This is a genomic window from Pedobacter vanadiisoli, assembly GCF_042684385.1.
GTDB classification, from domain to species: domain Bacteria; phylum Bacteroidota; class Bacteroidia; order Sphingobacteriales; family Sphingobacteriaceae; genus Pedobacter; species Pedobacter vanadiisoli.
In genome coordinates, this window is record NZ_JBHULL010000009.1 from 195,457 (window position 1) to 217,866 (window position 22,410).

Sequence of the window (22,410 nt, forward strand, 5' to 3'; positions counted from 1 at the left end):
GTTTTTGTTAATTAGCATAGAAAGCTGCCTCAGCCTTTTTCTTCTTTCTTTCAATGTAAGCCGAAACAAAAATACTGGCTTCATACAATAAAAATAAAGGCGTAGCCACAATCAGCATCGTCATAATGTCTGGAGTAGGGGTAACAATTGCTGCAATAATCAGGATAATTACAGTGGCATAGCGCCTGCTGGCCCGCATCAATTTAGGGGTCATTAAACCGAGCTTAGATAAAATGAAAATAATTACCGGAAGCTCAAAAATAATCCCTGTTCCTAAAGTAAGAGTGGCAACAGATGAGAGGTATGAATCGACAGTAAAAGTATTTTTAATCTCAGAACTCACCGTATAGCCAGTTAAAAAATTAACCGATAGCGGACAAACTACAAAGTAGCCGAAAAAGATACCGATAACAAATAATAGTGACGCGAAGAATACAAAACCACTGGCCGATTTGCGCTCATTATCGTGCAGGGCAGGTTTAACAAAACGCCAGATTTCCCACAGTAAATAAGGAAAACCTACCACAATACCACACATTACACAAACATTTAACTGCAGGTTAAACTGGCCGGCCATTTCGGTATTGATAATTTCGCCGTTGATTTTGGTGATACACATGTCCTTGCCTAATGAAGGGAAGTGCTCTACCAGTTTGCACATCATACGGTAAGTCCAAAAATCTGGTTTTTTAGGGCCGAAAATGATTTTGTCAAGGATTTCTTCATTGAAGTAAAAAGCGATGCCGGTAAAAACGGCAATAGCAATTACGGCTCTGATTAAATGTTTACGGAGTACATCCAGGTGATCGAAAAAAGACATTTCTGCCTCTAAAGTGGTGCTCTTTTGCCCGATTGCTTTGGTAAGTGAAGTTTTTTTATTGTCGCTCATGTTGAAAACAAAAATACCATTCTATTTGAATAGAATGGTATTTACGTGTTAAATATAAAAATAGTTTATATTATTCTGAAAACTCAAACGTTTCCATAAATTTTGTGGTGAAATTCCCTGCCCTGAAGTTAGGATCTTTCATCAACTGTAAATGGAAAGGAATAGTGGTTTTAATACCTTCAATTACAAACTCGCTTAAAGCACGTTCCATGGTGCAGATGGCTTCTTCGCGGGTTTGGGCCACGCAAATTAACTTTGCAATCATAGAATCATAATTTGCAGGGATAGAATAACCGGCATAAACGTGTGTATCTACACGAACACCATGACCGCCCGGTGAATGGAAATTCGTAATTTTTCCTGGTGACGGTCGGAAGTTATTTGCCGGATCTTCGGCATTGATACGGCACTCAATTGCGTGCATTTCTGGCGTATAGTTTTTGCCTGAAATCGGAATACCGGCAGCAACTTTAATCTGTTCTTTAATTAAATCGAAGTTGATCACCTCTTCCGTAACCGGGTGTTCTACCTGGATACGGGTATTCATTTCCATAAAGTAGAAGTTACGGTGTTTATCAACCAAAAATTCGATGGTACCTGCACCTTCATAATTTACGGCCATAGCACCTTTAATTGCTGCTTCGCCCATTCTTTTGCGGAGCTCATCCGTCATAAATGGAGAAGGTGATTCTTCTACCAGTTTTTGGTGACGGCGTTGAATTGAACAATCGCGTTCTGATAAGTGACAGGCTTTGCCAAACTGATCTCCGATTACCTGGATTTCGATATGGCGTGGATCTTCGATGTATTTTTCTAAATATAAGCCATCGTTTCCAAATGCAGCACCAGATTCCTGGCGGGCACTGTCCCAGGCATTTTCAAAATCTTCATCTTTCCAAACCACACGCATACCACGGCCACCACCACCGGCAGTTGCTTTTAGGATAACGGGATAGCCCATGTCGTTGGCAATTGCAATACCTTCTTTAACACTGGTAAGCAAACCTTCTGATCCGGGGATAGTTGGAACACCTGCATTTTTCATTGTCGCCTTTGCAGAAGCTTTATCGCCCATATCGTTGATCTGCTCAGGGGTAGCACCAATAAATTTGATGTTATATTCACGGCAGATATTTGAAAATTTGGCATTTTCCGATAGGAAACCGTAACCCGGGTGTATGGCATCGGCATTGGTTAATTCTGCTGCCGAAATAATATTTGGAATATTTAAATAAGAATCTTTACTAGGTGGAGGGCCAATACAAACAGCCTCATCAGCAAAACGTACGTGTAAACTCTCGCGATCTGCGGTAGAGTAAACAGCAACGGTTTTGATGCCCATTTCCTTACAGGTACGGATAATACGCAAAGCGATTTCACCCCTGTTGGCAATAAGTATTTTTTTAAACATAATTTTTTAATTGATGACTACACCGATGATGTGGTTACACAGATTACCTGAGAATTACAAGCCGATATATTCAAATTTTTAAATTAAATGCCATGGTTCGTGTCACCACGAACCATGTATATTTTTTACGTTTCGTCTATGCTTTAAAATAACCGTCATGATGAATTGAGCTCAGCATCCGGTTTAAAAAGAAGCCCCTGAAATATGTTTACTTGTAGCTTTTTGCTATGCTGCAGATCAGGGCAACGTTAATCTCTAAATAGGTTCTACTAAAAATAGCGGTTGATCGTATTCTACAGGTGATGCATTATCAACCAGAATTTTAACGATACGGCCAGAAACTTCACTTTCGATTTCGTTGAAAAGTTTCATCGCTTCAATAATACAAACTACTTTACCTGCACTAATCTCATCTCCAACATTAACAAACACTGGTTTCTCCGGACTAGCTGAACGATAGAAGGTACCAATCATTGGTGATTTAATTGTTAGGTATTTCGAAGTGTCTTCTGCGGCAGGTACGGCAGGTGTTGCAGTAACCGGAGCAGTAGGAGCTGTAGCAACTGGGGCAGCAGCCTGTACAAGCGGAGCTTGTGGCACGGTAGCATGAACAACTGTTGGTGTTTGGTTTGTTTTGATCGTGATTTTGAAGTTTTCTTGCTCAATAGCAACTTCATTTACTCCAGAACGAGAAACAAATTTAATCAGTTCCTGTATTTGTTTGATATCCATTTTTTAGGCTTGTTATGTAAAAAATAGTGTTTATTGAATTAACTAAGTTATACTTTTTTTGTTTTATTTTTTATCTGAGTAGTCAAAGGCTTCTAACTAATTAGTATCGTATGCCCATTTAAGGTAAACCGATCCCCATGTGAAACCGCCACCAAAGGCTGCTAGAATAATATTATCGCCTTTTTTCAATCTGCTTTCCCATTCCCATAAACATAATGGAATAGTTCCGTTGGTTGTATTTCCATAACGCTCGATATTGATCATCACCTTATCGGTAGTAACCCCCATGCGGTTTGCAGTGGCATCGATAATGCGTTTATTGGCTTGATGAGGTACCAACCAGGCTACATCTTCAGCAGTTAAGCTGTTGCGTTCCATAATTTCGGCAGCAACATCGGCCATATTCGTTACCGCAAATTTAAATACGGTAGGGCCTTCCTGGTGTGCAAAATGCTCTTTAGCATCAACAGTTTCGTGGGTTGCTGGTTTAACAGAACCACCGGCTTTCATCCCTAAGAAATCTCTTCCTGAACCATCGGTTCTCAAAATCGAATCCTGAACGCCTAAACCTTCTTCGTTTGGTTCTAACAGGGCACAACCGCAACCATCACCAAAAATAATGCAGGTAGTACGGTCTTCGTAGTTAATAATCGACGACATTTTATCGCCGCCAACTACCAATACCTTTTTGTGCCTGCCCGATTCGATAAATGATGCACCTGTTGAAAGGCCGAAAATAAAGCCTGAACAGGCAGCCTGTAAATCGTAACCCCAAGCATTGGTTGCACCAATTTTATCCGCTAAAACGTTAGCAGTTGCAGGGAAAGTAAAATCGGGAGTAGTGGTGCAAAAGATAATCAGTTCAATTTCCTTTGCATCAATTCCTCTCTTTTTAAGTAAACCATTTACGGCATGAACAGCCATATCTGAAGTGCCTAAACCTTCTCCTTTTAAAATTCTGCGTTCTTTAATCCCCGTTCTGCTGGTAATCCATTCATCCGAAGTGTCAACAATGGTTTCTAACTCTGCGTTTGTAAGCACATAGTCGGGAACGTAACCATTTACTGCTGTGATAGCAGCGTGAATTTTACTCATTTTAAGAATTTTAATAAATTATTTAAATGCCATTCTAATTTTTTCTACCAATCCGGTTGTAATCATTTCCCGCGATTGCAGAACCATATTTTTAACAGCTAATGGGCTGGAAATCCCATGTCCGATAACCACAGGGGCATTGACACCCAAAACCGGACTTCCACCATACTGTTCATAATTAAAACGATCAAAGAACTCATCTTTAAGCCCTTTTTTGATGGTGAGCACGTAAAATGATTCTGCCAGTTTTAACATTACATTTCCAGTGAAACCATCACACACAATTACGTCGGCTTTATCATTAAATAAATCCCTTCCTTCCACATTTCCAACAAAGTTGAAAAGGTTGGTTTCTTTCATTAACGGGAAAGTAGCCATGCTTAGCATATTTCCTTTTTCATCTTCCTCACCGATATTCATCAGGGCCACCTTTGGGGTGTTGATCTGCAAAAGATTTTCTGCATATAAACTACCTAAAACGCCAAATTGTAATAAAATATCGGGTTTACAGTCGGCATTTGCACCTACATCCAACAGTAAGCCGGTGCCACCTTTAATTTTCGGAAGAATTGTACATAAACAAGGGCGGATAATGCCCGGAATGGTTTTAACGCTAAAAACTGCGCCAACCAACATGGCTCCAGAGTTACCAGCACTTGCGAAAGAATCGATTTTACCTTCTTTTAAAAGATTAAAACCAACTGCTATGCTCGAATTTGGTTTCTGAACGATTGCTTTGGTGGGATGTTCGCCCATACCGATTACTTCATCAGTATGAACGTATTCAAAATGATCCGGATTAAAGCCTTCTTCTGCTAGAATGGGTTTAATCTGTTCAGTATCGCCAATAAGAACTAAATGCTCTCCGGCGTTAAGCGATTGATGAGCTGCTATTGCTCCCAAAACAATTGCCTTGGGAGCATAGTCTCCGCCCATTATGTCGAGGCCTATTTTCATAGAAAAAATCTGTTTGTGTTGAGTCAGGTGTAATCCTGAATTTTCAGTGGACTAAGGTATGACTAAAGCCGCTGAAAACACAAACAATTTTTTAAGAAAATTACCCAATCTGAGTATTTTCGATAACCAGTTTGCCGTTGTAGTATAGGTTACCATCAACGTTGTAAGCACGGTGAGGTACGTGAATAGCACCTGTTGCCGAGCATGTTGCTAAAGAAGGAGTAACAGCTTTATAGTGTGTTCTTCTTTTATTTTTTCTCTGTTTCGAGATTTTCCGTTTTGGATGTGCCATTGGTGTATAATCTAATTATTTTTTTAACTTATTAAGGGCTTCCCAACGTGGGTCGCTTGTTTGTTCATTTTCTTCAGCCTGCTTTTCGATCGATAATTGATTTAAACGGTCAATCATCTCCTGGTCGCAATCTTTACCTGCCTGTTCACAGTTTTTGATATACGGTACAGCCACATTAATCATTTCGTATAAAGGCCCCGATACATCAATCTCGGTGTCTTTACGGCTTAGCGTAATAATTTCCTCATTATCGCTCTCCAGCTCATCTTCAGCAAACTTTACAATCTGCCTTTCATAAAGATTTATCGGCAACGGAAATTCAGATAAACATTTATCGCAATCTAAATTTACGGTACCCATAACTTTGAATTTTAGAAGCAACATGGTTTCTTGTTTCTCAAGTTCCAGGTCTACTTTTAAATTTCCACTTTTAATTAACGAATACTCAAAAGCATTAAAAAAGCGATCATCAAGCTCATAATCAAACTGATGAGTTCCCAATTTTAATCCGGTAAACGGTAATGAAAATTGTTTTAATGGGTTCAAAGTACTGTAAAATTTTAGCCTGCAAATGTAGGGATAAAAAAATTAGATTAAAAATGTTTTTTGAAAATTGTTGATGTTAACTCTTGATTTTTAGATCTTATAGGTGTTCTGGTTGGTCGGGATTTGCAATCCCGACTTTAGATAAGGGATTTTTAGTCCTTGAGTGGATTACAAATCCACGGTTCAGTTGGTCAGGATTTGTATCCCGACTAGCAAAATTACTGGTCAGCCAATACCATTTCCTTATTATTCCTGCTCCATTCGCTCCAAGAGCCAACATAAAGTTTAGGAATAGGCAAACCTGCATAATCCATAGCCAAAAGGGTATGGCATGCCGTAATGCCAGAGCCGCAATGTACAATTACATTTTCGGGTTTCACATGCGCCAGGGCCTCTGCATATTTTTCTTTCAATATTTCGGGGGCCAGGAAAGCGCCGGTTGTGTCTAAGTTTTCGGTATAAGGAATATTGGCTGCGCCTGGAATATGTCCGGCAATCAAATCAATAGGTTCGGTTAAACCGGCAAAACGGTTAGCATCGCGCACATCGATTACGATATAATCGTCAGTTCCGGACACTTTTTCTACTTCATTGATATCAGATAAGGGTAAGTTCCAGGTTGCGATTTTGTATTTTTCAACAGATTTTGGAATTTCTACTTTATCTGTGGTTGGGAAGCCTGCTTTAACAGCCGCCTGGAAACCGCCGTCTATTACCTGCACTTTTTCATGACCAATGGCTTTCAGCATCCACCACAACCTTGCTGCTGCATTACCGCCATTTTTATCATCGTAAACAATAACATGGCTGTGTTTGGTAATCCCGAGTTTCTGTAAAACGGTAGAAAACTGATCAAAAGTAGGTAAAGGATGACGTCCGCCTGCTGCAAAATCGCCAATATTGGCTAAATCTTCATTTACATCAGCAAAAATTGCACCCGCTAAATGTTGCTCATCATACCTTGCTTTTGAGCCAGCACTTGCATCTATGATTACAATTTCTTCATCCTGGTTTAACCAGGTTAATTCTGAGGGTTTTATAATAGGTGATAATTTATTTTTCATATGCTAATTTTGTTTCGGCTCGAAGCTTTTGCAATATATGAGATTTTGGAAATAGCACCTAATTCATTTTCTTCTGTTAAAGCCGTCAATCCGAAAACCGGTCTAATGGTCAGAGTGCTATTTAAAGATACGAATCCATTTAGCGATAAAATTTTAACGGTAATCAACCCATGCGAAAGTAGTGGCAATCCTGTTGATATGGTGCTTCGCTACGTCGGAATGACGATTTTTCTTAGAGTCTGGTCTTTAACATCCAGTCCCTGGGCCTTGGATTTGCAGACTTCCGACTTTAGCCTTTAAGCTAATATTTCACCTTTTAAGATGCGTCGTCTTTTATATCAAACTGTGTTTCAACTACTTTTCCGCCCGTACGCAACTGGTTTTTTAACATTTCTTCCTGTTCCCTGCGGTTTTTCACAATGTGGATGGCCGAAAATAAAGCTTCGGTAAATGAAGTCGGATCGGCTAAATCTTTACCCGCAATATCATAACCTGTTCCATGATCGGGAGAGGTGCGGACGAAGTTTAAACCAGCGGTATAGTTTACGCCATTATGGAAAGCTAATGTTTTAAAAGGAATCAGACCTTGGTCGTGGTACATGGCCAAAACTGCATCGAACTGCTTGTAGCTGCCATTACCGAAAAAGCCATCAGCAGGGTATGGACCAAAACAAATAATGCCTTTGTCAAAAGCTTCCTGAATAGCCGGGGTAATAATTTCAGCTTCCTCAGTACCCAGTAAACCATTATCGCTGGCGTGTGGATTTAGGCCCAAAACTGCAATTTTCGGTTTTTCGATCCAAAAATCTTTTTTCAGACTTTCGTTGATCAGCTTTAATTTATTTACTATTTTCTCTTTTGTAATGGATGAAGGAACATCTTTTATAGGAATATGGCCGGTAACAACACCTACCCGTAGATTTTCGCTGATCAAAAACATCAGCACATCTTTACTGCCGCTTTTTTCCTGCAGGTATTCGGTATGGCCCGGAAAGGCAAAAGTTTCTGACTGAATGTTGTGTTTATTGATCGGAGCAGTAACCAGGGCATCAATATCGCCACTTACCAGATCAGCAGTAGCACGTTCTAACGATAAAAGCGCATATTTACCACCCGTTGCGGTAACCTGGCCCAGTTCTATTTTCACGTCTTCTTCCCAGCAATTGATCATGTTTGCTCTTTTTGCCTGTGCCTGATTGGCGTGGCTGATCACGTTAAAGCTAAAATCGCCAAGGCTGTTTGCCTTTCTGTGAAAAGAAGAAACCTTTGTGTGGCCATAAACAATTGGTGTACAGTAATTTAAAATGGCAGGATTTGATAATGTTTTAATAATTACCTCTAAACCTATACCGTTTACGTCGCCTATACTGATGCCAATTTTAAGTTTATTGCTCATAATTACTGGAAAATTTTAGCGCAAATTACTGATTTTCGTTTAAAGAGGTGCTTACCGGATAAAAATTAGTTATTTTGTACAAAATAGAGTAACCACAGAAACAAGGTGTGCAAGGAGATGGGATCGGGTTTCCCCCTTTCTTCGTAAAAGTTTTTCTGTGATTTCAGTGCCCCCGTGGCAAAATAAAGTGTAAAGATGAGTTTAGTAAAAGCAAAAAAGCATTTAGGTCAGCATTTTTTAACCGATAAGGGCATTGCCAACCGTATTGTTGAGGCCTTGGTTAGTACCGATAAATACCACCAGGTTTTAGAGGTAGGGCCGGGAATGGGCATCCTATCCGATTTTTTGTTGCAACGGAAAGATCTTGAAACTTACCTGATCGATATCGATACCGAATCTTACCATTTTTTAAATGAGAAATATCCGGAGCTTGGCGATCGTCTGATTAATGGCGATTTTTTGAAACTCAATTTTAATGATGTTTTTCCGGGTCAATTTGCCATTATTGGTAATTTCCCATACAATATTTCTTCACAGATTTTATTTAAAATTTTAGATAACCGCCATAAAGTGGTAGAAATGGTGGGAATGTTCCAAAAAGAAGTGGCCCAACGTTGTGCTGCACCTGCAGGCAGTAAAGAATATGGTATTTTAAGCGTATTTCTTCAGGCTTATTATAAAATCGAATACCTGATGACCGTTAAACCCGGAACGTTTAATCCGCCGCCAAAAGTACATTCAGCAGTGATCCGCTTAACGCGGAACGAAGTGGAGACTTTAGACTGTGATGAAAAATTGTTTTGGCGTGTAGTTAAGGCTGGTTTCAACCAACGTAGAAAAACCCTGCGCAATGCCGTTTCTGCGGTGATGCCAAAAGATAAAATGGACGATCATATTTATTTCGAAAAGCGTGCTGAGCAGTTAACTGTTGCCGATTTTGTAGCCTTAACGCAGCATGTGAGTAAGTTGATGGGAGCTTAGCGACTTTTTTGTCAAGCTGAAAGGCACGAAACATCATCGGGTGCGGGTTATTCTATCGGTGGGTGTTTGCCGGCCAAAACAGAATTTGAAAATGAGCTTTCAGTAGTGCTTGGTGGTGTGCAGTCCCGCTTTCACTTATAGTCCTCTCCCGATGAAAAATCGGGATGCGGGCTATTCCGCTCAATCAGGTTTATTAACAAAGGTTTCTGCACCCTGTAGCCATAAAGATGGAATGCTGTTTTGGCCACCTAGCCCCGGTTGAAGCGTTACCCTGCAGCAACGAGGCACGAGGCAGCGAAGCGTATAAGCGTAAAACGGGAAGGAACTGGGTGTATTGTACAAGCAGAGCGCTCCAAAATTAAACATGATTTTATCCCCCGTAGCCATGGTTCATGTCTCCACATACTATAAAGCTTTTTGCCTATCGGTTGGTGTCTTACCGGACGAAATACCGTCAGGAAATGAGCATTCGGTGCTTTCTGGCAGCAATCAGCCGCTTGTGTTTTCTTGCAAATCCGTGATGATTTTCATTGAATTTCTCCTTTCCTTTGCGACATAATTTTAAACATCATGGTTAATTACAGCGAAATTTTCAGCGAACAAGGAATGGATTATCAAACATACCGCGCATTGATTGATCAACTTCTGCTAGAGGGAAAGGCTACTGGTGATGTAACCTACGATTTGCACTATACAAAAATGAATGTACAAAGGATGAATCGCGTGGATAAAACAATTAGCTTAAATGATGATTTGACTTCAAGCATTGGTCGCCTTAAGGAAAATTATAAATTTTTGGTAATCACTGAAGGATGGTGTGGCGATGCAGCCCAGATTGTTCCGGTGTTTAATAAAATTGCGGTTGCATCATTAGGTAAAATTGACCTAAGATTTGTGCTTAGAGATAAAAATCTGCCATTAATTGATGCGCATTTAACCAACGGTGGAAGGGCAATTCCTGTTTTAATTATATTGAATCAATCTGCTGATCAAGTTTTGGCAACCTGGGGTCCAAGACCACAAGTTTTGCAGGAACTTTTAAAGGAATGGAGAAAAGAAATTACCGAAATGCCAATTTTGGCAGAAAAACTTCACGGATGGTATGCCAAAGATAAAACGCAAACCACACAGCAGGGATTAAATGATCTTTTGAAGGGGTTGGAGAGATAATCTTGTCGTTTCATTTTAGGCAGTTGTTAACAACCCGAATTTGTTTCGGGGGCTGCTTCTTATTAGTTGCTGAAATGAATTCAGCATGACGTTAAGACAAAATAAAAGCAGCTCTGGTTTAATCAACAGTAACAGTCAGCCCTTCTTGCTGTAAAATTTTGCGGTATACTTCCATTTCGGTAAAAGATCCTTCTAAAACTGGGCATTTACCCTCATTATGCACTTTCCATGCAATTTTTTCGGCCTGCGATTCGTTATAATCCAAGTATTTCATCATGCAATAAATCACATGATCAAAGGTATTGATATCATCATTCCACAAAATAAGGCGATGTACAGTTTTAAGGGAAGTTAAAATCTCTTCGAGCGTAAAGGTCTCTTCTTTGGTTTCTGTAGACATGGTGCAAAAATAACTATTTTTATGTAAGATGTAATAGGTAAAATGGATGATAATCTGACTTATATCTAAATACCTGCTCTTGGGTTTATAATCTCATCATTCAAAAGATTGTATTTTTAATTAATAAAGTCCGTACTGCATCTTACATCGTACATTTTACATATTCTTCGGCCTCTTTTAATACATTTGCTAACCAAATAATAATAAATACAAGTATGCACCAGTCTAAAATTGCAGGAATAGGTTATTACGTTCCTAAAAATGTATATACCAACGATGATTTAAGCCGTTTTATGGATACCAGCGATGCATGGATTCAGGAACGAACAGGTATTAAAGAACGGCGTTTTGCAGATCGTAATGAGGAAACTACCACTACAATGGGCATTGAAGCCGCTAAAATTGCGATAGAAAGGGCTGGTATTACTGTTAAAGATGTTGATTTTATCGTTTTTGCTACCCTTAGTCCAGATTATTATTTCCCTGGTTGTGGTGTGTTGTTGCAACGCGAAATGGGCATGGGCGAAATTGGTGCATTAGATATCCGTAACCAGTGTTCTGGATTTGTATACGCACTTTCGGTGGCAGATCAGTTTGTGAAAACCGGCATGTATAAAAATGTTTTGGTAGTAGGGAGTGAAAAACACTCATTTGCAATGGACTTTGAAACCCGGAGCCGTAATGTTTCGGTAATTTTTGGCGATGGTGCCGGTGCAGTACTGTTACAACCTACAGATGAGCCAGGAAAAGGGATTTTAAGTACACATTTACATAGTGATGGTGCCGATGCCGAAATTCTGGCCATGCATTATCCGGGGGCTCATGCCAATAAGTGGTTAAAGGATAAGCCTGCTTATCCGGAACAGGAATTGGGCGGATTATTTATGACTAAGGAAATTTTAGAAAGCGGTGCTGCATTACCTTATATGGATGGTCCGGCAGTTTTCAAAAAAGCGGTAGTGAAATTTCCTGAGGTAATTAAAGAAGCTTTAGTTGCGAATAATTTAACCGAAAAAGACATTGATCTGTTGGTGCCGCATCAGGCAAATCTCCGTATCAGTCAATACATACAACAGTTGTTGGGTTTAAACGATGATCAGGTTTTTAATAATATCCAAAAATATGGCAATACTACCGCAGCTTCCGTGCCGATTGCTTTGTGTGAAGCCTGGGAAGCCGGTAAAATTAAGGATGGAGATTTGGTATGCCTCGCGGCATTTGGATCAGGCTTTACCTGGGCAAGTGCGCTGATCAGGTGGTAGGTTTAGGGTTTAGGGTTTAGAGTTTAGGAAAAAATGGCCACGCAAGTTAGAATAAAACTATTAAACCATTAAGAAGTTAAGGACATTAAGGTTTCAGTAGGATTTTCTTAACTACCTTAATTTCTTAATGGTGATGCATAACTAGTTTTGTGTTTTTGGCTTGATAAAATCTCCTAAATAACTGCACTCTCCAGCTGCTACGGTATAAAAAGGTGTTTTACTATAATTAAACCTTAATTCTTTGAGGTAGGGGTTATTGTAATTTGCTTTGATGAAGTTTCGCCATTTTACATCCTTTTTATCGTAGTAATAAAATGATAAGGGATTGGCGTTCATAATAATCTGTTTTTGCAAACATTTAGCCAGCATGAAAGTACATTTAGCCTTAAAATTGGCATTGGTGCTTAAAGCCCTGGCTTTCAAATACCACGCTTTTGCAGTTTGTGCTTTTTTGTAATCCCCATCATACACGTATTTTGCCGGACTACTGTTATCGTAAGATGACCAGTCGTAACTGATCAGGAACCAGCTATTACCAAAATAACCTGTCTGATAAACAGCATTAGCCATTTTGTAATAATAAAGGGCTGCATTCTTTTTATCGCTAACAAGTAATTTCTGCAAACGGAGCATTTCTGCGGCAAAAGCTTTTTTGTTAACAGATGCCTTGGCTGTTACATATGTTTTAGGAAAATCGTTAATGGTTTCGATGAAAGGATTAGCATAAAGTTTTGCATTTGACTCATCTCCATACCAGTTCTCCGGATTGAAATATTTATAATTTGGCGAAACCTTTGCAAACATCTGTACCGCTTTATCGTATTGATGCGTACGCAAATAAGTAGTGCCGTAAAGTTCATAAAAGTCGTCGTTTTTGAGTTGATTTAAAGCTGAAGCCAATAAACCGGTAACATCATTGCCCGCTGCTTTGGTTTTATAAAGCGCTAAACCCTGCATACTTTTCGGGCTCAAATTTTTCTGCCAGAAATTGATACTCTGGTAGCTCATATTCTGGAAAAGCGAATTCTCTTTTAACGTTTTGTATGACAGGTCGCCTTTAACCATTGCCAATGCCGCTTTTGCCGTATCGCCCATGGTTAAATAAGCAGGTGCCAGAATCTGCTGATAAAAATTCCTGGTGGTTCTGCTAAAACGTTTGCCGGCCTGATCATTATCATAATATTGACCATTTGGCTGGTTTTTATTTTCCGCAAAACGTTTTTCATCCAGCCATTTTAAGGTAGGTAACAAATCATTTTCGTTAAAAGGATTGCCTTTTTTGATGTTTTTTGCTTTAATCAGTAAATCAATAATACGGTATTGATCGCGCAATCTTTCGGGTAGTTTATCCGGTTTCAAAATAGCCAGGTAATTTGCAGCCATGAAATCTTTGTTCTCCATCCAGGATAAATAGGCTGCAGTTAAGGTACCCAATTCGGGTTGAGGGTATTTCTTTTCGGTAGCCAGTTTTACCGCAAAAGTTCTGATCTCGTTTAAACGTTTCAGGTTGATGTTTTTTATACTATCGCGGTACTTAGAACTTCCGTTATCCGAAAAATAATAATTATAACCAATTTTAGCGATATCGTTTGCTACAATAAGATCTTGCTCCAGCTTATTTACTTCGCGTACCAGTAAAGTGCCGTTCAACTGGCTTTTAGGTTCATAGCTGTAAACTTTGTTGATGCTTTCTATGCCGGAATCGGCATTGCCGAATCCATTAATTGCCCATATATTGGCTTTTTCATTATTGGTTTTTGCGTATTTTAAAGCACCCTCAACAGGCGAGCTGGTATAGTAATAATTTTTATAGGCCTGTATCCTCCGTTCCGGGTTGCTGGCAAAAACTTTTGAGAATAAAAAAGCAGATTCTTCGGGATTCCCTAACCTACGGGTCGATCCGGCATATAAAGCCAATGCCCAACCCTTGGCAGCACTGTTTATCTTACTGGTTTTAATGTATTTTTCGTAGGTTGATTTGCTTTCTGTGTGCAATCCTGCAAAATGAAACATGCGTTCAGCCTGATACGCATAACGCAATTTCAGAAAATCATCTTTTTCTGCTGCTGTTAAAGCTAAGCCTTCTTTGGCTTTGGCGGCCATTCCGGCAGTATCGCGCGGTGTTGCATCCCAAAGGCTGAATGCTACATTGGCCAATGGTTCGCAGCTTTTAGCGAACTGATAATATTTTAAAGGCGCCTTGCGTTTAGCCAGTGCCTGGATAAAACTGTTTTGCTGCAGACTATCGGGTAACTGCGCCATATTGCCTTCAAAATTTACCAATTTTACATCAGTGGCACTGTCTGTTTGATACATTACTTTTAGCACATCGTCCTTTTTAATATTTAGGTATTTAGCCCATTCGCGACTATTGATATCGGGCTCACTTTCTACATCGGTTTCGCTGTTGAGGTAAACCATTTGGTTGTAGGCAAAAGGCGAATATTCATCACCCTCAATGTTGTTATGGAAATAGGAAATATAATAATCGTATGGGTCGATTTCGCCCCCACAGGCTAGATTTACGGCAATTTCGCCAAAAAAAGTAATCAGGAATACACTAAAAATTAGCGATAACTTTTTGAAGGTTTTCATGGGTAAAATGTTTTAATAGGTCGGTGTCTAAGTGGTAGAAAACGAGGTTCCGGTCTCTGGAGGCTAAATATCGGGATAAAAATTTGGAGCTGGCAAGTAAATCTTCGGGAGAAATCTGTTCCCATCTTACTACATCACCCCGTTTTAATCCGGCAGCAGGATAATCAACTAAAAGATCGTAAAGAATGGAATTTTCCCTCTGTTTAAAAAGTTTTTTATCCTCTATCTGGATTTTACTGATCCGTTTAGAAATACCCGCATATTGCCCGTTTCTGAATACTACTGCCCACTCGAACAGTGGCAGGGCTACATCTAGCGGTACCGGATATTGCCCTAAATAATCTTTTAGGTACAGGTCCATTTCATCTTGGTCCAATATGGAATTTTGAGTGCCATATTTACGCAGATTGCCCATGTTGTAACACATCAAAATAGCCTTTTCTACCGGAGGTACACCGCTCGATACGATATTTTTAACCTGGTGCAGGCGCAAGGTTACCGAAATGGTTTTCGCTTTTAAAAGTGGATTTGCCTTTAGTTGTTCAAGAAATTTAAAATACCTGTTCCTGGTGCCTTTGGTCCAATCGCAATCAATCTGGAGTTCATGATAGCTTTGTTTTCCAGCCTGCTTTACCTTAGCTTTCACAAATTTGGCGATACGATCGGCCATCACTAGGGTCTGCAAGGTGTCTATTTTGTTAAAAACCTGGTTTACAATAAACACTACCGGTACAATATCAGTCTGTTTAGGTATCTGATCTGAAAATTTAATAGGCGAAACGGGTACTGGCAATTGTAGATCCGGATTAAAATCCACATCCATAATCCTCACATACAAAGATTTTGATTTAAACTGATCGAGATAAGTGCTTTCTTCCTTCTTGTTCTGGTAATCTGTTTTCCAATAGTAAAAGGTTGGATAAACAATTGATTTTTGCTTACAACCAAGGAAGAGAAATAGAGAAATCACTAAAATACTTATCTTGCGCATATCAATTTTATTGAACAAAAATAGTATAAAATGCGGGCAGTTTTACAAAGAGTTACACAGGCGAGTTGCACTGTTGATGGCGAAATAACGGGAGCAATTGAAGGTGGATTTTTGGTATTATTAGGTATTGAGGATGCTGATCAGGCAGAGGATCTGGAGTGGTTGGCACAGAAAATTATCGGGATGCGTGTTTTTAATGATGAAAACGGAATGATGAACAAAGCACTTGCTGATGTGGGTGGAGATATCCTATTGATTAGCCAGTTTACCTTGTTCGCCTCAACCAAAAAAGGAAACCGTCCGGGTTTTACAAGGGCTGCACGACCTGACGTGGCGATTCCGCTCTACGAGAAAATGATCGAAAAACTATCGGCTTTATTGGGTAAAAAAGTAAAAACCGGAATTTTTGGCGCTGATATGAAAATAGCGCTTTTAAACGATGGACCGGTTACAATTTTGATTGATACAAAAGATAAGGAATAAAAAGAGGCGTAACTTATTAAGTCTTGAATTGTCTAAAAACCATGTTAATTTATTTTTAAAACTTTTAACCTAAGCCAATATGAGGGATAGAAATTCGGGTCGTTTAACAGAATATGGTTGCCTGGTATTTTTTTTATTGCTAAAGCTAATTTTATCTTTTGTATTGGTTAATCCGGTTTATGAATTGCACCGCGATGAATTTTTGCATTTAGATCAGGCCAATCACCCGGCAGCAGGTTTTACTTCTGTTCCGCCGTTAACCTCCCTGTTTTCATGGCTCATTAAAGCGTTTGGCAATGGTTTTTTTATGGTAAGGCTTGTACCCGCAGTAATGGGAGCTTTAACCATTTTATATTGCTGGAAAGTTGTCAGTTTTTTAAAGGGGAACTTATTAGCCAAATGTTTGGTTGCGGTAGCCTGTTTATGTTCTTCCCTGATGAGGCTAAATACCCTTTACCAGCCTAACTCTTTCGATGTTTTAGCCTGGACAGCTATTTTCTATTATTTATTACGGTATTTCGATAAACAGGAAGCCAAATACCTGTATGCTTTTGCCATTTTTGTAGCCTTGGGGTTTTTAAATAAGTATAACGTTCTTTTTCTAATAATTGGTTTAATACCCGCTATACTTCTCACTTCAAAACGAAAAATATTTACCGATAAACATCTTTATCTGGCCATTTTACTTGTACTTTTAATCATTTCGCCCAATGTGATCTGGCAGATTAACCATCACTTCCCGGTACTCGTCCATATGAAAACTTTGGAGGCCACGCAACTGGTGTATGTAAACCGGATAGATTTTTTTAGAGGACAGTTCCTCTTTTTTATCAGCTCAATTTTCATTCTCCTGGCTGGAATAGGAAGTTTGATTTTTTATAAAGATTTCAGGAAATACAGCTGGATTATTCTAACCTATGTTATTACCCTGGCCGTGTTCGGTTATTTTAAGGCAAAAGATTATTATGCCCTGGGTTTATATCCGGTTTTACTGGCCTTTGGCGCTCATTATTTAAGCCGGGTTTTAGGTAAAATGTATATAATAACAGGCCTGCTGTTCGCTTTTACAATTGGTTCGTTTATTTATCTTTTGCCATTTATAATGCCTTTTTATAGTCCTGATCAAATTGTTGCCGACCACAATAGATTCGAACGGGCGGGAACGCTACGCTGGGAAGATGGTAAAAATCATGAGGTGCCGCAAGACTATGCTGATATGAATGGTTGGAAAGAACTGGCAGCATTGGTTGATGTTGCTTACGGAAAGGTTAAAGATAAATCAGCAGTATTGGTACGTGCCGATAATTATGGTCAGGCTGGCGCGATTAACTATTATTCGAAATATAAAAACATTAATGCAGTATCGTACAATGCAGATTATCTTTATTGGTTTAAAATAGATAAACCGATTAAAGATTTAATCATGATTACCGGATGGCATGATGAAGACCCGCAGCGTAAAAGAGAGCAACCCTATTTTAGCAGAATTACCAAAATCGGAGAAATAAAAACACCTTACGTGAGAGAAAGAGGAGCAGGCGTGTTTTTGCTCGAAGGGGCCAAAATTGAAGTGAACAGCATTATCAAATCAGAAATAGAAGAAGAAAAAAATGACCATTAACGAAGCACAGGAAACCGTAGACCGTTGGATTAATACCACAGGTATCCGTTATTTTAATGAATTGACCAATACGGCCATTTTAATGGAAGAAGTTGGGGAGGTGGCGCGGATCATGGCCCGTAAATATGGCGAACAGTCTTTTAAAAAAAGTGATGAAGAGGTAAACCTTGCAGATGAAATGGCCGATGTAATGTTTGTGCTGATCTGCCTGGCTAATCAAACCGGTATTAACCTAACCGAAGCTTTAGAAAAGAACCTGGAGAAAAAGAGTATCCGCGATGCAGACAGGCATAAGAATAATGAGAAACTTAAATAAGTCAGGAGTCCTGAGTTGGGAGTCTGAAGTCTAAGCGACGAACTCCATCAAACTTCTATAAGCTACAAAACGGTTTTTATACCTTTCGTTTAATTCTGCCTGTAAAGCCGGTGCAAATTCTTGCTGGTATTTATTGTAATGCTCAAGTGTTTCTGCCACGTACTGAGCACAATAAGTTACCCCTTCATTAGGCGAATCCACAACCTTTAACAAGCGGTTAGAAACAAACATGCCTGTTGCCATCACCTCAGGGATATGAACATCCTGCATCCATTGTAACCATTCTTCGGCAGCTGCATCTTCGAGGATGAGCGTAACATTATATAAAAACATATTGCAAAGGTAAATAATATATAAATGCCAAAAAATGTATGGATAACGCTTTTTATTCTTTTAAGTGCTATTATTTAATTAAATTTGTAATACCTTATTATCTAGAATGATACGAAACAACGCCTCTCAAAAAATCGATACCTCAACGCGCAATTACATTTATACCGGTTACCTCACTGCCATATTTGGCGGGGTTTTGGGCCTGATAATCGGTTGGGATATCATGAAGAAAAAAAAGACATTACATACCGGTGAAAAAGTGTTTTTTTATTCCTTAATGGACCGGCAACATGGTGCGAGAATTTTAATTTTAGCCTGTATTTGCTTCATTTTGTTGTTAACCTTAACTATTATTGCATTAGACTCATAAGTTATCTGCAATATCAGAATGATTAGCATTACCACATCTTCAACCATAAAAGAGCTTGAGGGAATTCTTGAACTTCAAAAGCAAAACCTAAAACAGGATTTAACACCCGAACAGATTAATACACAAGGATTTGTTACGGTTTCTCATTCGCTGGGTGATCTGGAGAAGATGCACCGGTATGAACCTAATATTATTGCAAAAAATGGCGATATAATTGCAGCTTATGTGCTGGGAATGACCGGGCAATCAAAAAACGATATTCCGAGGCTCGTTGAAATGTACGAAAGCTTTGATCATATTTTATACCGGGGAAAACCTGTTTCTGATCATCGTTATATTGTAGTAGGGCAGGTTTGCGTAGGCTATGAATATAGGGGAAAAGGTTTATTTGATCAATGCTATAATGCCTACAAAGATTACTTTAAAGGAAAGTATGACTTCGCAATCACTGAAATTGCAAGTAGTAATCTTCGATCAATGAATGCACATAAACGTGTTGGCTTCGAAGTAATTTACACCTATACTGATAATAGCGGTGTAGAATGGAATGTGGTGGTTTGGGATTGGTGTGATTTTAATTAGTATCTTTATTTTAACGCTTTATTTAAATTATGGCTACCGATTTTGTAACCTTTCAAAGATTTAATGACCAAGCAGCAGCTTTAGCACTAGCAGAAACATTTAAAGAAAATAAAATTGAAGTGGAGCTAGAAGATGCTTCTGCAAATTTTGACATTACCTTTGCTAATAATCAGATTGATAAAGATTACAGGGTTAAATTAAAACCTGAAGACTTTGAACAAGCTAATGTATTATTACGACAACAAGCGGAGAAAGATTTATTAGATATAGATCCAAATTATTACCTGTTTGATTTCAGTGATGACGAGTAGAGGGAAATTATTGAAAAACAAGATGAGTGGAGTAGTTTAGATTTTTTACTGGCTACCAAAATATTAAAGGAACACGGTGTGGAAGTAAATGTTAATCAAATTCAAACGCTTAAATTAAAAAGAATAGAAGAATTGTCCATACCTGAAAAAAGTCCAAAAGTATTAATTATTGCGGGTTATATTCTAGCGGCTTTAGGCGGACTTTTAGCCATAATAATTGGAGCATACTTAAGAATCATAAAAAAACATTGCCTAATGGGGAACGGATTTTTGGTTATGCGGTTTCAGATAGGGCACATGGTGAAAGAATTCTGATTATCGGCATTCTTGGGCTTATTCTTTCGGCTATATATCAATTTTCTAAATATGTTTAAGGCAACCTGAATTAGCCAATTTGCTGATAGACTTTAGTAGTTTTTATGGATGTAGATCTCTCCATTCCGCTTCACTTCAGGAGATGACGATAATATTTAATTGGCATTTAAGCGATGTTCATTTGGATTCAGTTAACCGATTTAGACACCTAACCAGTTAACCCGTTTTACTATCAATGCCTAATCACCAATCAACCAATCACCAATGACCAATGAATCAATGACCAATGAACTAATGAACCATTGAACCAGCTCTAAACCCCATCTCCCCGTAAATTCCTGAATCTTTTTCTTGCCTCGGCACTGAACATACTGCCAGGATAATCCGTAATCAGCTTTTGGAAATATATTTTTGCCTGTGCAATATCATTCAGTTTCTTTTCGTACAGATCACCCAATGTAAATAGTGCATCGTCTGTCCAGATTCCATCTTTAAATTCTTCCGTCACTTTTTTGAGCATATCGGCCGCTTTCTGAAAATCATTGGCTTTAATAAAAATCCGTGCTTTACTCATCATTATGGCATCTGCCAAACTGTTTTGCGGATAGGCAATGGCAATGCTGTCCATTTTTTTTACCGCTTTTTCGGGCAGGTTCCTGAATAAAAGCATCTCTGCATCAGCATACATCTTTAGGGCATTGCTATCAGCCGGGGTTTGGATGTTGTCGCTGATCAATAAACTTAGGTTTAAGGCGTCATTGGCAATCAGTTGAGAGGTAGCGGCTTTTAGAACCAAACATTGGCCATTGCTGTATTCGAAATTGCCCTGATAAAAGGAGAGTTTAGCGCTCCTGAAACGGGCTTCGTTGCCTACAGGCTGACCTTCGAATTGTTTGCTTACCTGTTCGTATACCAAAAATGCTTCCCAGGGCTGGTTGGTTAAAATGTAAATGTCGCCTAAATCCAGTTTCAGCTGCCCAAGTTCCGTATCATTAATCCCTGGCATTTTAATCGCTTCTTCCAGCTCTTTTTCCGCTTTAGCCGGTTGGTTTAAGTAATAAGCCTGCAGATTGGCCAACTTTTTAATCGCGAAAAGGGTGTTTCTGTTTTTGCCGTTTTCTTCCAGTAGGGCTTCATAATCTTTTGCCAGCAGATCAAGATCAGCAGTTGTGTATTTTCCGCTGGTACGCAGGTTATACCGGGTATTCAGCATCTCTATTTTTGAGGGAAGATAATATGGGTTATCCTTTCCTTTGGTGAGCAGGTAATCGTAGGCTTTAATCGCTGTTTCATAAGCGCCATTATCTACAAAAGTATAAATGGCGTTAAATAATGTCCCTCCATCTGCTTTCGTTCTTTTATCAAAAGCAATTAGCTGGCGCAGGGCCATATCAAATTCCTGTTGCTGGATATAATTCCAGGTAAGCAACTGGATATAAATTTCGGCGTCGGGTTCTTTCTGTATTTTTTTTAAAGTGGCGGCCTGAAACGTCTCATAGTCGTTTTTATCTTCAAAAATAGACGATAATACCGCTTCGGCCTGGGGCAAGAGCTGTGGCATTGTGGCCATTGCATCCAGGTACTCCTGCATCAGCATGGGTTTATCTTTTTTGAAGCGGTAAATGTTCAGCAGCTCGAATGTAAAAGCCTGGTCGTTGCCCAGCAATTTTCGCCCTTGTTTAAAGGTTTGAACGGCAAAATCGTAATTTTCGAAACGGTAAAAGCTATTGGCCAGGTTTCTGATTCTGAATTCTTCTTTAGGCAGTTTCGCAATAACCTCGTTAAAAATTTTGCCGGCAGCCTGTACATCACCTTTTTCCTGGTAAAGTTTACCCAGGGCTATAGAATAAAGTTCGTTTTGTTGATTTTTTTTTATCTCGCGCTTTACCACTTTTTCGGCAGCATCATAACGCTTTAATTTTAACAGTGTATTGAAATAAATGTCGAAATAAGCATCGTTGTTGGGAATGGCGTAGAGTTTTTCTAAGAGCACGGCTGCTTTTTCATAATCTCCTTCCTGGTAATATTGAATCGCTAATGTGCTCTCATCTGGTGCAACCTGCTGGTTGGGACGGAAAATCTGCGCATTGGCCCCAAGTGTCAGCAATAAAAATACGATGAAAAGCAAGCGGTTCATAACCCTAAATTATAACTTTTAAATGTAACATTTTAATACATTTTTAGCTAAAGCACATATATGTATAAAACGTATTTTAAATGTTACCTGTATTTTATTTTGTGTAAATTTTATAAATACTAAATTGAACCACAACTTATTATTTGCATAAGTAACATTGT

General features: G+C 39.0%; 23 protein-coding genes. 9 read left to right on the forward strand and 14 right to left on the reverse strand.

Annotated features, from left to right (window positions below; genetic code table 11):
• Positions 1-7: 7 nt before the first annotated feature.
• The 9 genes from tatC to pdxA all read right to left on the reverse strand — a co-directional run bounded on the left by tatC (position 8) and on the right by pdxA (position 8,382).
• Positions 8-889: a twin-arginine translocase subunit TatC gene (gene tatC / locus ACFSR6_RS12030; RefSeq protein WP_379079121.1), complete on the reverse strand. Its 882-nt coding sequence runs from the start codon at positions 887-889 to the stop codon at positions 8-10.
• A gap of 70 nt (positions 890-959) precedes the next feature.
• Entirely contained in the window at positions 960-2,300 is a 1,341-nt protein-coding gene (gene accC, locus ACFSR6_RS12035) for an acetyl-CoA carboxylase biotin carboxylase subunit (RefSeq protein WP_183767574.1), read from the reverse strand.
• A gap of 255 nt (positions 2,301-2,555) precedes the next feature.
• Positions 2,556-3,032 carry an acetyl-CoA carboxylase biotin carboxyl carrier protein gene (gene accB, locus ACFSR6_RS12040; protein ID WP_343523504.1) on the reverse strand — a complete coding sequence of 159 codons (477 nt, stop codon included), beginning with the start codon at positions 3,030-3,032 and terminating at the stop codon, positions 2,556-2,558.
• A 96-nt stretch (positions 3,033-3,128) separates the two neighbouring features.
• Entirely contained in the window at positions 3,129-4,127 is a 999-nt protein-coding gene (locus ACFSR6_RS12045) for a beta-ketoacyl-ACP synthase III (protein ID WP_183767578.1), read from the reverse strand.
• 18 nt (positions 4,128-4,145) lie between these two features.
• Positions 4,146-5,084 (reverse strand): phosphate acyltransferase PlsX, encoded by a 939-nt coding sequence (plsX, locus tag ACFSR6_RS12050; RefSeq protein WP_379079124.1) that lies wholly within the window; start codon positions 5,082-5,084, stop codon positions 4,146-4,148.
• A 100-nt stretch (positions 5,085-5,184) separates the two neighbouring features.
• On the reverse strand, positions 5,185-5,376 hold the full coding sequence (gene rpmF, locus ACFSR6_RS12055; RefSeq protein ID WP_025143959.1) for a 50S ribosomal protein L32: 192 nt from the start codon (positions 5,374-5,376) through the stop codon (positions 5,185-5,187).
• Between the two features lie 15 nt (positions 5,377-5,391).
• Complete coding sequence (locus ACFSR6_RS12060; RefSeq protein ID WP_183767582.1) at positions 5,392-5,922, reverse strand: YceD family protein; 531 nt, start codon at positions 5,920-5,922, stop codon at positions 5,392-5,394.
• A gap of 218 nt (positions 5,923-6,140) precedes the next feature.
• Positions 6,141-6,986 (reverse strand): sulfurtransferase, encoded by an 846-nt coding sequence (locus tag ACFSR6_RS12065; RefSeq protein WP_379079127.1) that lies wholly within the window; start codon positions 6,984-6,986, stop codon positions 6,141-6,143.
• Positions 6,987-7,302: 316 nt separating this feature from the next.
• Positions 7,303-8,382: a 4-hydroxythreonine-4-phosphate dehydrogenase PdxA gene (gene pdxA / locus ACFSR6_RS12070; protein ID WP_379079130.1), complete on the reverse strand. Its 1,080-nt coding sequence runs from the start codon at positions 8,380-8,382 to the stop codon at positions 7,303-7,305.
• Between the two features lie 195 nt (positions 8,383-8,577).
• Between pdxA and rsmA the strand changes: the two genes are divergently transcribed.
• Together rsmA and ACFSR6_RS12080 are read left to right on the forward strand one after the other, a co-directional pair.
• Positions 8,578-9,363 carry a 16S rRNA (adenine(1518)-N(6)/adenine(1519)-N(6))-dimethyltransferase RsmA gene (gene rsmA, locus ACFSR6_RS12075; RefSeq protein ID WP_379079133.1) on the forward strand — a complete coding sequence of 262 codons (786 nt, stop codon included), beginning with the start codon at positions 8,578-8,580 and terminating at the stop codon, positions 9,361-9,363.
• A gap of 570 nt (positions 9,364-9,933) precedes the next feature.
• Positions 9,934-10,533 carry a thioredoxin family protein gene (locus ACFSR6_RS12080; protein ID WP_379079136.1) on the forward strand — a complete coding sequence of 200 codons (600 nt, stop codon included), beginning with the start codon at positions 9,934-9,936 and terminating at the stop codon, positions 10,531-10,533.
• Positions 10,534-10,651: 118 nt separating this feature from the next.
• Here the strand turns inward: ACFSR6_RS12080 and ACFSR6_RS12085 are convergent, their stop codons facing one another.
• The gene (locus tag ACFSR6_RS12085; protein WP_183768439.1) at positions 10,652-10,933 is read right to left on the reverse strand and encodes an ATP-dependent Clp protease adaptor ClpS; all 282 of its coding nucleotides are present in this window, start codon (positions 10,931-10,933) and stop codon (positions 10,652-10,654) included.
• A 215-nt stretch (positions 10,934-11,148) separates the two neighbouring features.
• Here ACFSR6_RS12085 and ACFSR6_RS12090 point away from each other — a divergent pair, with 215 nt between their 5' ends.
• Positions 11,149-12,195 (forward strand): 3-oxoacyl-ACP synthase III family protein, encoded by a 1,047-nt coding sequence (locus ACFSR6_RS12090; RefSeq protein ID WP_379079139.1) that lies wholly within the window; start codon positions 11,149-11,151, stop codon positions 12,193-12,195.
• A gap of 141 nt (positions 12,196-12,336) precedes the next feature.
• Here ACFSR6_RS12090 and ACFSR6_RS12095 read toward each other — a convergent pair whose 3' ends face one another.
• Together ACFSR6_RS12095 and ACFSR6_RS12100 are read right to left on the reverse strand one after the other, a co-directional pair.
• Positions 12,337-14,790 (reverse strand): hypothetical protein, encoded by a 2,454-nt coding sequence (locus ACFSR6_RS12095; protein ID WP_379079142.1) that lies wholly within the window; start codon positions 14,788-14,790, stop codon positions 12,337-12,339.
• Positions 14,756-15,781: a hypothetical protein gene (locus ACFSR6_RS12100; protein WP_379079144.1), complete on the reverse strand. Its 1,026-nt coding sequence runs from the start codon at positions 15,779-15,781 to the stop codon at positions 14,756-14,758. Before ACFSR6_RS12100 ends, ACFSR6_RS12095 begins: the two co-directional genes overlap by 35 nt.
• A gap of 30 nt (positions 15,782-15,811) precedes the next feature.
• Between ACFSR6_RS12100 and dtd the strand changes: the two genes are divergently transcribed.
• The 3 genes from dtd (at position 15,812) to ACFSR6_RS12115 (ending at position 18,201) form a co-directional block, all read left to right on the forward strand.
• Positions 15,812-16,264: a D-aminoacyl-tRNA deacylase gene (gene dtd, locus ACFSR6_RS12105; protein WP_379079147.1), complete on the forward strand. Its 453-nt coding sequence runs from the start codon at positions 15,812-15,814 to the stop codon at positions 16,262-16,264.
• Positions 16,265-16,343: 79 nt separating this feature from the next.
• The gene (locus ACFSR6_RS12110; protein ID WP_379079150.1) at positions 16,344-17,885 is read left to right on the forward strand and encodes a glycosyltransferase family 39 protein; all 1,542 of its coding nucleotides are present in this window, start codon (positions 16,344-16,346) and stop codon (positions 17,883-17,885) included.
• Positions 17,875-18,201, forward strand: coding sequence for a nucleotide pyrophosphohydrolase (locus tag ACFSR6_RS12115; protein ID WP_379079153.1), 327 nt, complete (start codon positions 17,875-17,877; stop codon positions 18,199-18,201). Before ACFSR6_RS12110 ends, ACFSR6_RS12115 begins: the two co-directional genes overlap by 11 nt.
• A 30-nt stretch (positions 18,202-18,231) precedes the next feature.
• Here the strand turns inward: ACFSR6_RS12115 and ACFSR6_RS12120 are convergent, their stop codons facing one another.
• Positions 18,232-18,534, reverse strand: a complete 303-nt coding sequence (locus ACFSR6_RS12120; protein WP_183767604.1) for a DUF4286 family protein — start codon at positions 18,532-18,534, stop codon at positions 18,232-18,234.
• A gap of 106 nt (positions 18,535-18,640) precedes the next feature.
• Between ACFSR6_RS12120 and ACFSR6_RS12125 the strand changes: the two genes are divergently transcribed.
• From ACFSR6_RS12125 to ACFSR6_RS12135, 3 genes are read left to right on the forward strand one after another with little or no spacing between them, the layout of a single operon-like run.
• Positions 18,641-18,904, forward strand: coding sequence for a hypothetical protein (locus tag ACFSR6_RS12125; protein ID WP_379079156.1), 264 nt, complete (start codon positions 18,641-18,643; stop codon positions 18,902-18,904).
• Positions 18,905-18,922: 18 nt separating this feature from the next.
• A complete protein-coding gene (locus ACFSR6_RS12130; RefSeq protein WP_379079159.1) occupies positions 18,923-19,486 on the forward strand; it encodes a GNAT family N-acetyltransferase in 564 nt (187 codons plus the stop codon).
• A gap of 29 nt (positions 19,487-19,515) precedes the next feature.
• The gene (locus ACFSR6_RS12135) at positions 19,516-19,797 is read left to right on the forward strand and encodes a hypothetical protein (RefSeq protein ID WP_379079162.1); all 282 of its coding nucleotides are present in this window, start codon (positions 19,516-19,518) and stop codon (positions 19,795-19,797) included.
• A gap of 628 nt (positions 19,798-20,425) precedes the next feature.
• Here ACFSR6_RS12135 and ACFSR6_RS12140 read toward each other — a convergent pair.
• On the reverse strand, positions 20,426-22,249 hold the full coding sequence (locus ACFSR6_RS12140) for a tetratricopeptide repeat protein (protein WP_379079164.1): 1,824 nt from the start codon (positions 22,247-22,249) through the stop codon (positions 20,426-20,428).
• Positions 22,250-22,410 lie beyond the last annotated feature (161 nt).